Below are 13,499 nucleotides of genomic sequence, written 5' to 3'. Positions count from 1 at the left end.
TCTGAATGGAAGTTCCTTTATCAAAAATAGGATTGATTTTAGAACGATATCAAAAATTAGGCTATTTCGAATCTGATAACTTACATGATGCCATCAACAAAATGATAAAGGATGAAGATACAACTATGGGGATTAGCATTCAAACGGATGGGAATTCCAAGAATAGCTCATTTGAAGATTTATGGATATCCATCTGGGAAAATATTAAATAATTCTATAAAAATGAAAGTGGGACAGTGGTCCTCTCTCAAAACAAAAACGAGTCCAACTTTGATGTGTATTATCAAAATTGGACTCGTTTTTGTTAGTATGCACACTTTTCTCTCCATATATTTCCCCAATTTTCTCAAATTTAGTGCCATGAGCGCCAAACCAATGTCAATCTTCCCTCCTTGTTTCCCTCGCAAGTGGAAACGATGGAACGCTAATTGAGCTTTTAGATGACCAAACACTGGTTCGACATCGTTTTTACGTTTTTTGTAAATCGAACCGGTTCGGTTTGTTCCTCTAAAAGCTTCTTCTTACACTCTGCTTTGAAATAGCACCATGAATTGTTCACTAAAAGTTGTCGCTTTCGATCACTTTTCGCGTTCGTACATTGGCTGCGAAATGGACATGCTCGGCAGTTCTCACATTCATACACTTTGAACTCTAGCAAAAATCCACTTTTATCTTTTCTTCGGCCGTATCTTTTGAAGATTACAGGGCGTTTGGCTGGGCAAATATATTCATCTTGTTCTTTCTGCTTGTAAATAATAAGCGACTTTTTCTAACTGGTCGCTCGTCAATCCCTCGGATTGACTTTCTTCTTTTAAACAAGGTAAGATTTCTTCTTGATAAAGGGTTTAATAAAATGTTTCGGATTTTTCATCTAAAGAGCGTTCGTACCGAGTAGTTACTTTCCGCCAAACAAAGCTGAATTTATTAGCGTCAGCTTCAATTTTTGTACCATCAATGAAAATGGCTTCATTATCGATGACTTGATTCGTAATCAGCTGACGACGAAATAAGACAAAGGCTTCAGCTAAAAGCTGAGCGGTTGTCTCGCTGCTTCTAAACCGATTAATGGTGCGATAGCTGAGTTGTTCGTGGTTGGCTAACCAACGCATGCGGTAGCTATCCTCTAGAAGAAATTCAATCTTTCTGCCAGAAAATACGCGTTGCGTGTAGGCATAAAGAATGATTTTTAACATTATTTTAGGGTGATAAGTAGGACGTCCAAGTTGGTTTTCCAATTGATTGAATAGCTTTTGAGGAATGGCTTCTGCTAAAGAATTGACCACAAAGGTAATATCGGGGATGGTATAATTTTTAAACATAAGGCACTCGAGGCACTCGCTTCCTTTCTGATTGGGTTTTGTCACTTTAATCTTACAGGGCTGAGTGCTTTTTGTGTACCTTAAATTCAAAAAAAATGGGACAATAATCAGATTTTTTTCTGACTATTTATCCCACACTCTTCTATTTTCTTTGCCTTGAGACTTATGTCCCAAGCGCTCATTTCTCTTTACATCATGCCGCCCATGCCCATTGATGGATCCATTGGAGGCATCGCAGGTCCAGCTGGTTCTGGTTTATCTGCAACAACAGCTTCTGTTGTTAATAGTAAAGCGGCTACAGATGCAGCGTTTTGTAACGCTGAACGTGTAACTTTTGTTGGATCAACGATTCCTGCTTCAACCATGTTTACCCATTCGCCATTAGCCGCATTGAACCCAACGCCTAAATCGATATTTTTTAATTTATCAACGATTACTGAACCTTCGTAGCCAGCATTTTCAGCAATTTGGCGGATTGGTTCTTCTAACGCACGAACAACAATTTTCACACCCGTTGCAACATCACCTTCTGCATCTAAAGAAGCTACTTTGCCGATCACGTTTACTAATGCTGTACCGCCACCAGAAACCATACCTTCTTCAACAGCCGCACGAGTTGCATTCAACGCATCTTCAATACGTAGTTTTAATTCTTTTAATTCTGTTTCAGTTGCAGCACCAACTTTTACAACAGCAACTCCGCCAGCTAATTTCGCTAAACGTTCCTGTAGTTTTTCGCGGTCAAAGTCAGAAGTTGTTTCTGCAATTTGGTTTTTAATTAATTGAACACGGGCATCGATACCTGCTTTTTCACCAGCACCTTCAACAATTGTTGTGTTATCTTTATCAACAACTACTTTGCTTGCATTACCAAGATTGTCAATTGTTGTATCTTTTAATTCTAAGCCTAAGTCTTCAGTGATTACTGTTGCTCCTGTTAAGATAGCGATATCTTCAAGCATTGCTTTACGACGATCACCAAATCCTGGCGCTTTCACAGCAACTACGTTAAATGTTCCACGGATTTTATTTAATACTAATGTTGGTAATGCTTCTCCATCAACATCATCAGCAATGATCAATAATGGACGGCTTTGTTGTAAAATTTGCTCTAACAATGGCAAGATATCTTGAATATTAGAGATTTTTTTATCAGTGATTAAGATATATGGATTTTCTAAAACAGCTTCCATTTTATCATTGTCAGTTACCATATATTGAGATAAGTAACCGCGGTCAAATTGCATTCCTTCAACTACATCTAATTCAGTTTCGATCCCTTTTGATTCTTCAATCGTAATAACACCATCATTACCAACTTTTTCCATTGCGTCAGCAATCAATTGACCTACACGATCTGAACCAGAAGAAACTGCAGCAACTTGTGCAATTGCCTCTTTAGAATCTACGACCGTTGAAATGTTGTGTAGCTCTTCAACAGCTGTTTTAGTTGCTAACTCGATTCCACGACGAATACCTAGTGGATTAGCACCAGCAGTGACATTTTTCAATCCTTCACGTACGATTGCTTGTGTCAATACAGTCGCAGTTGTTGTACCATCTCCTGCGATATCATTTGTTTTTGAAGCCACTTCAGAAACCAGTTTCGCTCCCATATTTTCAAAATGATCTTCTAACTCAATTTCTTTAGCGATTGTTACACCATCATTTGTGATCAATGGAGAACCGAAAGATTTTTCTAAAACAACGTTACGGCCTTTAGGACCTAATGTTACTTTTACTGTGTCTGCTAAAATATCTACTCCACGAAGCATTGCTGCACGTGCGTCTTCTGCAAATTTGATTTCTTTTGCCATAATTCCTTCACCTCAAAAGTTTATTTTTTCTATTTTAAATGGGTTGTTTATCTTAAAACAATTTATTCAACGATTGCAATGATGTCTTTGCTAGAAACGATCAAGTAGTCATTTCCTTCATATTTTACTTCAGTACCAGAATATTTTTCAAACATCACTGTGTCGCCTTCTTTAACATCGGCAGGAACTTTTGTACCGTTCTCTAAAACACGGCCTTCACCTACTGCGATGACTTTTCCTGTTTGAGGCTTTTCTTGAGCTGCTGATGCTAAGACAATACCTCCCACTGTTTTTTCTTCTTCTTTCGCGACTTCAATAACGACGCGATCGCTTAATGGTTTTAACACAATAAATCCCTCCATAAATGTTTTTTCTTTTTTAGCACTCTTAGTTATAGAGTGCTAACTCACACTATTTATAATACTCATTTCCCTTTCATTTTGCAAGCCTTTTGACTAATTTTTCTAAAATAATTGTTACTTGATTTGCTAAATAACGATTAAAAAATATCGTTTTCCCAAGCAAATGAGACGATTTCCTTTTTCTTACTCATTTCGTGTTAAAATAAGAACAGAAAGAGAGGCGATTGAAATGAAACAACGGGTCACTAATGCGTTGATCATCACAGGTCTTTATTTAGTTATTGCTAATGTTGGTAACTTCTTTTTTGGTGTAACTAAACGTTTTGATTGGACAACAACTTTATGGGAAGCTGCATTTTTTTTCGTATTTATTTTTCTATTACTAGGTTATCGTCATAATCATAAGAAGTAATTATTTTTTCCTTGTTCATCTATTCGATTATAATAAAGATATACTGTGTTATACTTTATAAAACTACACTATTGTTGAAAGGGGTTTTCTGGTTTCATGCCTACAAATCTGTCTATCAAAAAACTAAGCTTTATTACAATCATTCTATACGGACTCATCTTTTTATCACCCTTTCTGTTTAAGCCCTTTTCACCGACTATTGTGATTTCTGGGGCGACTTTCACCTACATTTTTGGAGCTATTTTGATGATATGGCTCTATTTAAAAAATAAAAAAACTGCTGTAGTCGCAGTCGAACAAAACCCTACTTTAACTTCACCAGTCTTTATATTTTTATTAGGTGTGAGTGGCATTTTTTTAGCTATGATCATACAAGCAGTCATTTTTAGTATTGAAATGGCTATTACAGGAGTTAAACCTAATTCAGAAAATACTCAAAATATTATCGCTGTAATTTTAGCTAATCCTTTATTTATATTAGCTACTACGATCGGCGGACCGATTATGGAGGAATTTGTTTTCCGTCGTTCTCTAATTGGATTATTGGAATCTTATACAGGGTTTTGGTTTGCAGCAATTATCAGCTCTTCTTTATTTTCTGTCATTCACCAAGATGGTCATTTTTTTGTCTATTTCTCTTTGGGACTCTTTTTTGTCCTTCTTTATAAAATGACTGGAAAGATTTGGACATCAATCATTGCCCATTGTGGTATGAACACAATTGTAGTTATCGCACAACTTGTCCTTCATTATGCCAATATCGATCTACCTAACTAATCCATGAATACAAAAAAAGCGGCTGGGACATAACTCTACAAGTCATATCCCAGCCACCTAAAAACCGAGCAAACGGTGAAAGCAGAAGCAACTTCTTCGTAAATAAACTTCTGTCCCAATCTCACTTTTTATTCTGGTTTTGCTTCTTCTATATCTGAATCAATCAATTCACTGTCGTGATGTAAGAAGTAAATCAACGTTTGTAGTTCATTTGTTAAATCTACATTTTGAATCAATACATCTTTTGGTGCTACCAAACGAGCTGCTGTAAAGTTCAAAATCCCCTTCACTCCAGCATCAGCCAATTGGCTCACAACTTCCTGGGCTTTTCTCGCAGGTAAAGTCAAAATCGCTACTTCAATTTGTTGCACCCGAATCTGCTCCATCATGTCACTCATTGGATACACTGGAATACCGTCGACAATTCTACCAACAATGTCGTCGTTTACATCAAATGCGCAACTCACCCGAATACTATTACTTTGATGAAATTTATATTTCAACAAGGCACTTCCTAAATTACCTACACCAATTAAGGCGACATTCGTTAGCTCGTCATCATTCAGTGTTTTAGCAAAGAAATTCATCAAATTCTCAACATCGTAACCATAACCACGTTTACCTAATTCGCCAAAATAAGAAAAATCTCGTCGAATCGTTGCACTATCTACTTGAACTGCATCGCTTAGCTCAGTAGATGAGACTTTATTCTTGCCTGCATCATGCAGAATTCTCAAATAACGATAATATAGGGGAAGGCGTCTTGCCGTTGCTTTTGGAATAATTTGGTCTTTCACAATCGTACCTCCAATACTCTAAATATAGACAAATATCCAACTCCCATAATATCAGTTGTTCTAGACAAAAAGCAATCTTACAGCTCAGGAAAAAAACGATTTTTCAAACTTTTTTAAACAGTCTATGCAAATTTTGATTCAAGCTACGGTAGAGGTGCTATTTTTTGTTAATTTATGCTACACTAAAAGCATTGAAATAGAAATGAGGATGCCCCATGATTTTACTCCAAGCAAATCAAATTGCCCGTTATTTCGGTGCAGATACTTTGTTTGAAAACATACAAATGGAAATTAGTACAAATAGTCGAGTCGCTTTGGTTGGCCGCAATGGCGCTGGTAAATCGACTCTTTTAAAAATAATCGCTGGCATCGACGCACCTGATGCTGGAACCATTGCTAAAAATAAAACGGCCAGTTTAGGTTACCTAGCTCAAGATACTGGACTTACTTCTGACAAAACAGTTTGGAATGAAATGCTTGAAGCGTTTGACGAGGTCATAACGATGGAAAATCGGATGCGTGAGCTAGAAATCATCATCAGTGAACTTTTACCTGATGCTTCAAATTACGAATCTGTTATGAAAGAATATGACCGACTACAACATGACTTTTCAGAAAAAAATGGTTATGGCTATGAAAATGAAATTCGTTCTGTCCTACATGGCTTTGGTTTTAAAGAAGAATTTTATTCAAAAAATATCAGTACATTATCTGGTGGTCAAAAAACACGTTTAGCTTTAGCAAGAATGCTGTTGCAAAAACCAGATATTTTGATTCTCGATGAGCCAACGAACCATTTAGATATTGACACCCTTTCTTGGCTAGAGAATTACTTACCTGGATACTCAGGTGCCCTTTTGATCGTCTCACATGACCGTTACTTTCTGGATAAAGTCGTTAATGAAGTTTATGAAATCAGCCGTCATAAAATGCGCTATTACAAAGGAAACTACTCTAAATATTTAGAATTAAAAGCCGAGCAGTTAACAAGTGAATGGAAAGCATATGAAAAACAACAAACGGAAATCAATAAATTAGAAGAATTTGTTGCCAGAAACTTAGTCAGAGCGTCCACGACAAAACGAGCACAAAGCCGCCGGAAAACATTAGAAAAAATGGAACGATTGGACAGACCTCAAGGAGACGAAAAATCAGCGAATTTCCTATTTTCCATTGAAAAAACTTCAGGAAATGTTGTCCTACAAGTGGAAGATGCTGCAATTGGGTATGATTTTCGTGTCTTATCTGAACCAGTCTCTTTAGATATCCGTAGACAAGAAGCCATTGCTTTAGTCGGACCCAATGGTATTGGAAAGTCAACCTTGCTAAAATCGATTATTGGGACTATTCCCTTCATTAAAGGAGCAGCAACTCTTGGAACCAATGTCCAGATTGGCTATTACGATCAAGAACAAGCCGATCTTCATGGTACTAAAACGGTATTAGCAGAACTTTGGGATGAACACCCTACAACACCTGAAAAAGATATCCGCAATGTTTTAGGCAGCTTTTTGTTTAGTGGAAATGATGTGGAAAAAACGATTCCCCTTTTGAGTGGCGGTGAAAAAGCTCGTGTTGCTTTGGCAAAACTATCAATGGATAAAGAAAATTTTTTGATATTGGATGAACCAACGAACCATTTGGATATAGATAATAAAGAAGTTTTAGAAAATGCCTTGATTGATTACGAAGGAACTCTTTTATTTGTTTCTCATGACCGTTATTTCATTAATCGGATCGCAACAAAGGTCGTCGAACTTTCTGAATCTGGTAGTAAGCTTTACTTAGGTGATTATGACTACTACCTAGAAAAGAAAAAAGAAGAAGAAGAGTTAGCTATTTTACTTGCTGAAAAAACCCAAACAACACAAACGGAAGTGACAAAACCCAAAAATGATTTTTATCAAAATAAAGAGCAACAAAAGCTTTTACGAAATCTTCAACGAAAGATCACTCAAATCGAAGAAAATTTAGCAACACTGGATGTAACGATTGATCAATTGGAACAATCAATGAGTGATCCTAGTTTAGTTGATGATCATGTAAAACTGATGTCTTTAAATGATGAGTTAGAAACTCAGCGAAAACAACAAGAAGAATTACTGACAGAATGGGAAAACTTTAGTTTAGAATTAGAGGAATTAAACGAAAAAAATGAATGAAAGGTGGGCAATCATGACCTCAAAACGTATGAATGTGACAAAACCAAAATATCAGCAAATTGCGGTTGATGTGGCAGCAAAAATCGCTGATCAAACATTTATGGTTGGTGATAAAATTCATGCACGCTCCACTCTTGCTAACAAATATAGTGTTTCTCCTGAAACAGCGCGCAAAGCCATTAGTGTTTTGGTGGATTTAGACATTGTTCAAGCAAAACACGGCAGCGGATTTTATGTTCACTCCATCGAAAAAGCCAAACTTTTTGTCGAGCAATATCAAGATGTTCAATCCATTCATGATTTGAAGGAAGATTTGATTGGCAGTGTAAAAAAACAAAAAGAAGAATTAAGTCACTTTTCAGAAATATTAGATAAACTTGTTGATCAAACAAAACGATTTGATTCGTTTAATCCGTTGAATCCTGTTACCTTTACGTTAACGAATGAAGCTTCTCATTTGGAAAGGACAATCAGTGACTTAAATTTATGGCAAAGCACCTCTGCTACATTGATTGCCATTAAACACGGAGATGAATTACTTGTCTCCCCTGGGCCTTATGCTAAACTTACAGCTGGCGATACGATCTATTTTGTAGGGCACGAATCAACTTTGCAACGCGTACAAAATTTTTTCTATCCAAATTCATAATAAAAAACAAAGAAGAGGAATCATTCAGTCGTTTGATTGTTCTTCTTTGTTTTTTGTGTTGATTTATAGGTTAGTCATTTGACAAAGTGACTACACGGTGTTAACCTAGAATGGTCACTTTTTTTACAGAAAAGAATTTGATTTTCTTTACATGTAAATCAAGTCTTCGTGATATAGCAAAAACTATGTCGCTTTTATTTTGAAACATAGTGAATGTTTCAACGTACATGCTCAAGCAAAATCAAGCACCATTATCAACTATGGCCTAGCTTCATTGAAAAAGAGAACTCTGAATGCGGCGTAGAACGCCCTTCTGGGTTTCCTATTTTTCAGTCGTAGTTGAACGAGCTGGCTTTGCTTTTATGGTTATCTAGCTTCGCGAGCTTGTCTCTCGGGAAAAAGATAAAATCTGATTGTGGCTTAAAAGCGCCACTCTCCGACTTTCCTATTTTCCTGTCGAGATTAAACGAGCTCGCTCAGCTTTTAAAATAAGGAGGAATTTTGTTTTGCCCAAAGTAAAAGTATCGCATTTAACAAAAATATTCGGTAAAAAATCTAAGCAAGCACTGGATATGATCAAAGAAAACAAAGATAAAACTGAAATCTTGAAAAAAACTGGTGCTACTGTTGGAGTTTACGATGTAAACTTTGAAGTAGAAGAAGGTGAAATTTTTGTTATTATGGGTCTTTCTGGTAGTGGGAAATCAACATTGATTCGTTTATTGAATCGTTTGATTGAGCCAACGTCTGGAAATATTTTTATTGATAATCAAGAGATTGCCAAATTAGATAAAGAAGGATTAAGGGAAGTTCGCCGAAATAAAATGAGTATGGTCTTCCAAAATTTTGGGCTTTTTCCTCATCGGACTATCTTAGAAAATACAGAGTATGGATTAGAAGTTCGAGGGATTCCGAAAGAGGAACGAACTGCTAAAGCAGAAAAAGCACTAGAAAATTCAAGTTTACTTGCTTTTAAAGATCAGTTTCCTAATCAATTATCTGGTGGTATGCAACAACGTGTCGGTTTGGCTAGAGCTTTAGCGAATGATCCTGAAATTTTATTGATGGACGAAGCCTTTTCTGCGCTAGATCCATTAATCCGACGTGAAATGCAAGATGAATTAGTCGATTTACAAGAAAATGTGAAAAAAACAATCATTTTCATTACCCACGATTTAAATGAAGCCTTACGTATTGGTGATCGAATCGCCTTGATGAAAGATGGTCAAATCATGCAAATCGGTACTGGAGAAGAAATTTTAACCAACCCAGCTAATGATTATGTACGTACATTCGTTGAAGATGTGGATCGTTCCAAAGTATTGACAGCTCAAAATATTATGGTTCCTGCTCTAACTACTAACATTGAAATTGATGGCCCTACTGTTGCCTTAACACGAATGCGTCAAGAAGAGGTTAGTATGCTCTTAGCTGTCGATAAAAAACGTCAATTAAAAGGTGTTGTTCGAGCAGAACGTGCTTTAGAAGCACGTAAAACTGGTAAGCCATTAACTGATTATGTGGACACTGATATCACCTCAATTGATAAAGATATGCTGGTAAATGATATCTTCCCAATCATTTATGATTCGCCAACACCAATTGCTGTAACGGACAACAATAAATTGTTAGGTGTCGTTATTCGAGGAAGTGTGCTTGAAGCGTTAGCAGAAACAGAGGTGAACATCAATGAATAATTATCAATTACCTGTAGCAAGTTGGGTTGAAACAATTACTGAATGGATGACTAACACGTTTGCTGGATTATTTAGTTTCTTCCAGTCAACAGGTCAACATTTAATGGATGGTATAACGTCTCTATTAGTAGCTATTCCGCCCCTTTTATTTATCGTCATAATGACGGCTGTTGCCTTTTTCATTTCAAATAAAAAGATTGGCTTGAGTTTATTTACTTTTATTGGTTTACTCTTCATTTATAACCAACATTTATGGTCTGATCTAATGAGTACCGTAACATTAGTGTTACTATCTAGTGTAGTTTCTATTGTTATTGGTGTGCCACTAGGAATTTTGATGGCTAAAAGTAATAAAGCGCAAAGTATTATTACACCGATTTTAGACTTTATGCAAACTATGCCTGGATTTGTTTATTTAATTCCTGCTGTAGCATTCTTTGGTATCGGTATGGTTCCTGGAGTATTTGCCTCAGTAATCTTTGCTTTACCGCCAACTGTTCGTTTTACAAACCTTGGGATTCGCCAAGTGCCAAAAGAGTTGGTTGAAGCTTCTGATTCATTCGGAAGTACTGGTTGGCAAAAATTATTCAAGCTAGAATTACCCTTAGCTAAAAGTACGATTATGGCTGGTGTCAATCAAACAACCATGTTAGCTTTATCTATGGTTGTTATCGCATCAATGATTGGTGCTCCAGGACTTGGTCGTGGCGTTCTTTCAGCTTTACAACGTGCACAAGTCGGAAATGGTTTTGTTAATGGGGTTGCTTTAGTTATTCTAGCCATCATCATCGATCGTTTTACACAACATTTAAATAAGAAAAAAACAGCACCATCAACATCAAAATTTTCAGCTAAACAAAAACTAATCGCTATTATTATTGCTATTGTTGTTGTTATCGCATCTGTTATTGCTCCATCATTTTTCTCTTCTGGTAAAGATGAAGAAAAAAACATTTCTCTTTCATATGTAGAATGGGATACTGAAGTTGCTTCAACACACGTGGTTGGAGAAGTGCTAAAAGACGTTGGATACAATGTTTCGTTAACTCCATTAGATAATGCAATCATGTGGGAGTCCATCTCAAAAGGTGAAACTGATGCGATGGTTGCAGCTTGGCTACCAGGCACACATGGTGAGCAGTATAAACAATATAAAGATAAAGTCGATGATTTAGGTGAGAACCTAAAAGGGGCTAAATTAGGTATTGTAGTGCCCAAATATATGGATGTTAATTCTATTGAAGACTTAAAAGAACAAGCAGGTAAAAAAATTACTGGCATTGAGCCCGGTGCAGGAGTTGTCGCTGCCGCTGAGAAAACACAAAAAGCATACAGTAATTTAGCTGATTGGTCAGTTGAAACTTCTTCTTCTGGTGCAATGACTGTTGCACTCGGACAAGCAATCAAAAATAAAGAAGATATCGTAATCACAGGCTGGTCACCCCATTGGATGTTTGCCAAATATGATCTGAAATATTTAGAAGATCCTAAAGGTACTATGGGTAGCGAAGAGGCTATCCATACGATGGCAAGAAAAGGATTAGAACAAGATAATCCTGAAGCTTATGCTATTTTGAAAAACTTCCACTGGACGAAAGAAGATATGGAATCTGTTATGTTAGAAATCAACAATGGAACTGAACCAACAAAAGCTGCTAGAAATTGGATTGACAAGCATCCAAACGAAGTTGCTGAATGGAAAAAATAAAGTATTAAGTTGATTTTGTAAACTCTCTTATTCAACTAAAAATGTCTGTGATATGGCTCAATGAGTGATATCACAGACATTTTTTTGCTACGTAACATTTTTACAAAAAATACCGCTCGGCTGGGTGACCGAGCGGAAAAGGAGTTCTTTTTACTTGAGGAGTAAAAATGAAAAAGTGTTTTGTTTGGGTTTGTTATTGGGTATGTATTTATAATAGCCAAAAGTTTTGAAGAATCTATGCCTAAATCATTTAGGTTTTCTATAGAAGCATTAAGAAAAAGTAAAAGTATCTGAAACATAGCAAAACAAAAGCGGGTAGCTTTTTAGGAAATTGCTACCCACTTTCATTCAGTCTATTTTGGTGTTACATATGTTAGTGTATTTGCTGTATTTTGGTCAATCACTCTAAATGACACTACGCCTAAACCTGCAGCATTCATTTCAGAAATCAAGATAGAACCATCCTCATAGACATGTTCCACAAACGCCACGTGACCATACGTTCCATCTGCTCCAGCAACAGTTGGTTGGAAACTTACTGCCGTTCCTGCTTTTGGTGTATGCGTTACTTCATAGCCATTTGCTTTTCCTGTATTGCCCCAATCCATTCCATTTCCCATAGTGGTTTCAATATACCCACCGATTTGAACAATACGATTGTATACATACTGAGTACAATTACCTGCAGCGTATAATTCTGACCCTGCATACGTCTCACCAGTATAATCTGGGAAATCACTATCCGCATGTGTATCTGCGATAATCAATTCTGACGAAGTTTTAGATGGTTCTGCTTTATCGTATTCCGTTAAATTATATTCTTCAATAAAGGCATTCAACTTTTGATCATAACTTGTGTCAGTGGCATAAACACCTGTCAAAGCTTTTGTTGCCTCTTGATAACTTGTTGCATTAGACTTCCATGTTCCAGCATAAATCTCAGGGTTGGAATTAATGCCTTCTTTCATCAACTTAGCATAATCCTCAAATGATTCTTTAACGCTTGGGTATTGTTTAAAGGCTGCATCGATTGTAAACCAGTTACCTGATCCATCATCTTCTTGCGTTGAAAAAATCACACTTTGTCCTTCATATTCACCTTTGATTCCAAATAAATTGTGGTATGGTTGTTGACTAAGTTGACTGCCGCCAGATCCTGTTTCTAAAATGGCTTGAGCTATCATAATAGAAGCATAAAGATCATTTTTTTGCCCTACAGCACGAGCTTTCTCACCGATTCGACGAATAAACATTTCAGTAGGTTCATTCTTTACAATCGAAATCTCTTGGTCTGGTCGAACAGTTGCATGGCTGTTATCAACGACTTGCTGTGGTTGTTCAACAATTGGCGCTCCAGTGTTATTTTCAGGAGCTGTTGGTTGCGGTTGTTGCGGCTCAACAGGCTTTTGAGGAGCGACAGGTTCAGTTGGTGTGACCGGCTTTTCTGTACTTGATTCTGTTGTACCAGTTTCTGTATTGGAAGATGACGTAGACGAATCTGTCGTCGTTTCTTCTGTAGAAGAACTATCGTTAGTCCCCTGTTCTACTGTCCCTTCTTCAGAAGTTGTTGATTCTGTGTTCAATTCATCCGCATAACCCAAAATTGGACTTAGATTAAGGCTTAACAATACGCAAGCCATTTGAAATGATAGTAATTTTCTTTTCATTTAATTTTTAGTTCCTCTCATAAAGTAGTTAAGACATCTACAAAGACTAGAAAAATAACTTTTCTATATAATAGTTATTTTGTTCTAGAAAGGTGTAATTTCTGTTTAATATGTATCTGTCCTTTTTCATCA

Annotated in this window: 11 protein-coding genes and 1 pseudogene; 7 read left to right on the top strand and 5 right to left on the bottom strand. The window is 36.6% G+C overall.

Features of this window, described 5'->3' with window-relative positions; all coding sequences use genetic code 11:
• The first annotated feature begins 5 nt into the window (after positions 1-5).
• Positions 6-212: a hypothetical protein gene (locus A5880_RS13895; protein WP_086329609.1), complete on the top strand. Its 207-nt coding sequence runs from the start codon at positions 6-8 to the stop codon at positions 210-212.
• Here A5880_RS13895 and A5880_RS13890 read toward each other — a convergent pair.
• The 3 genes and pseudogenes from A5880_RS13890 to groES all read right to left on the bottom strand — a co-directional run bounded on the left by A5880_RS13890 (position 180) and on the right by groES (position 3,483).
• Positions 180-1,319 (bottom strand): annotated as a pseudogene (locus tag A5880_RS13890) (transposase). The gene A5880_RS13895 and the pseudogene A5880_RS13890 sit on opposite strands and share 33 nt — an antisense overlap.
• 188 nt (positions 1,320-1,507) lie before the next feature.
• Positions 1,508-3,136 carry a chaperonin GroEL gene (groL, locus tag A5880_RS13885; protein ID WP_086329608.1) on the bottom strand — a complete coding sequence of 543 codons (1,629 nt, stop codon included), beginning with the start codon at positions 3,134-3,136 and terminating at the stop codon, positions 1,508-1,510.
• Positions 3,137-3,198: 62 nt separating this feature from the next.
• Positions 3,199-3,483: a co-chaperone GroES gene (gene groES, locus A5880_RS13880; RefSeq protein WP_086329607.1), complete on the bottom strand. Its 285-nt coding sequence runs from the start codon at positions 3,481-3,483 to the stop codon at positions 3,199-3,201.
• 244 nt (positions 3,484-3,727) lie between these two features.
• On the opposite strand from groES, the gene A5880_RS13875 reads away from it, so the two are divergent.
• Positions 3,728-3,910, top strand: coding sequence for a hypothetical protein (locus tag A5880_RS13875; RefSeq protein ID WP_086329606.1), 183 nt, complete (start codon positions 3,728-3,730; stop codon positions 3,908-3,910).
• A 108-nt stretch (positions 3,911-4,018) separates the two neighbouring features.
• Positions 4,019-4,687: a CPBP family intramembrane glutamic endopeptidase gene (locus A5880_RS13870; protein ID WP_218776216.1), complete on the top strand. Its 669-nt coding sequence runs from the start codon at positions 4,019-4,021 to the stop codon at positions 4,685-4,687.
• A gap of 128 nt (positions 4,688-4,815) precedes the next feature.
• Here the strand turns inward: A5880_RS13870 and A5880_RS13865 are convergent, their stop codons facing one another.
• A complete protein-coding gene (locus A5880_RS13865) occupies positions 4,816-5,484 on the bottom strand; it encodes a redox-sensing transcriptional repressor Rex (RefSeq protein WP_086329604.1) in 669 nt (222 codons plus the stop codon).
• A 215-nt stretch (positions 5,485-5,699) separates the two neighbouring features.
• On the opposite strand from A5880_RS13865, the gene A5880_RS13860 reads away from it, so the two are divergent.
• The 4 genes from A5880_RS13860 to A5880_RS13845 all read left to right on the top strand — a co-directional run bounded on the left by A5880_RS13860 (position 5,700) and on the right by A5880_RS13845 (position 11,700).
• Positions 5,700-7,646 carry an ABC-F family ATP-binding cassette domain-containing protein gene (locus tag A5880_RS13860; protein WP_086329603.1) on the top strand — a complete coding sequence of 649 codons (1,947 nt, stop codon included), beginning with the start codon at positions 5,700-5,702 and terminating at the stop codon, positions 7,644-7,646.
• Positions 7,647-7,659: 13 nt separating this feature from the next.
• Positions 7,660-8,295, top strand: a complete 636-nt coding sequence (locus A5880_RS13855) for a GntR family transcriptional regulator (protein WP_086329602.1) — start codon at positions 7,660-7,662, stop codon at positions 8,293-8,295.
• Positions 8,296-8,801: 506 nt separating this feature from the next.
• Positions 8,802-9,992 (top strand): quaternary amine ABC transporter ATP-binding protein, encoded by a 1,191-nt coding sequence (locus A5880_RS13850; RefSeq protein WP_218776207.1) that lies wholly within the window; start codon positions 8,802-8,804, stop codon positions 9,990-9,992.
• Entirely contained in the window at positions 9,985-11,700 is a 1,716-nt protein-coding gene (locus A5880_RS13845) for an ABC transporter permease/substrate binding protein (protein ID WP_086329601.1), read from the top strand. Before A5880_RS13850 ends, A5880_RS13845 begins: the two co-directional genes overlap by 8 nt.
• A 353-nt stretch (positions 11,701-12,053) precedes the next feature.
• On the opposite strand, the gene A5880_RS13840 is transcribed toward A5880_RS13845, so the two are convergent.
• Positions 12,054-13,367 carry a glucosaminidase domain-containing protein gene (locus tag A5880_RS13840; protein ID WP_086329600.1) on the bottom strand — a complete coding sequence of 438 codons (1,314 nt, stop codon included), beginning with the start codon at positions 13,365-13,367 and terminating at the stop codon, positions 12,054-12,056.
• Positions 13,368-13,499: the final 132 nt, after the last annotated feature.

Source organism: Enterococcus sp. 4G2_DIV0659 (assembly GCF_002140715.2).
Taxonomy (GTDB): domain Bacteria; phylum Bacillota; class Bacilli; order Lactobacillales; family Enterococcaceae; genus Enterococcus_L; species Enterococcus_L mansonii.
This window is presented reverse-complemented; position numbering and strand designations above follow the sequence as displayed.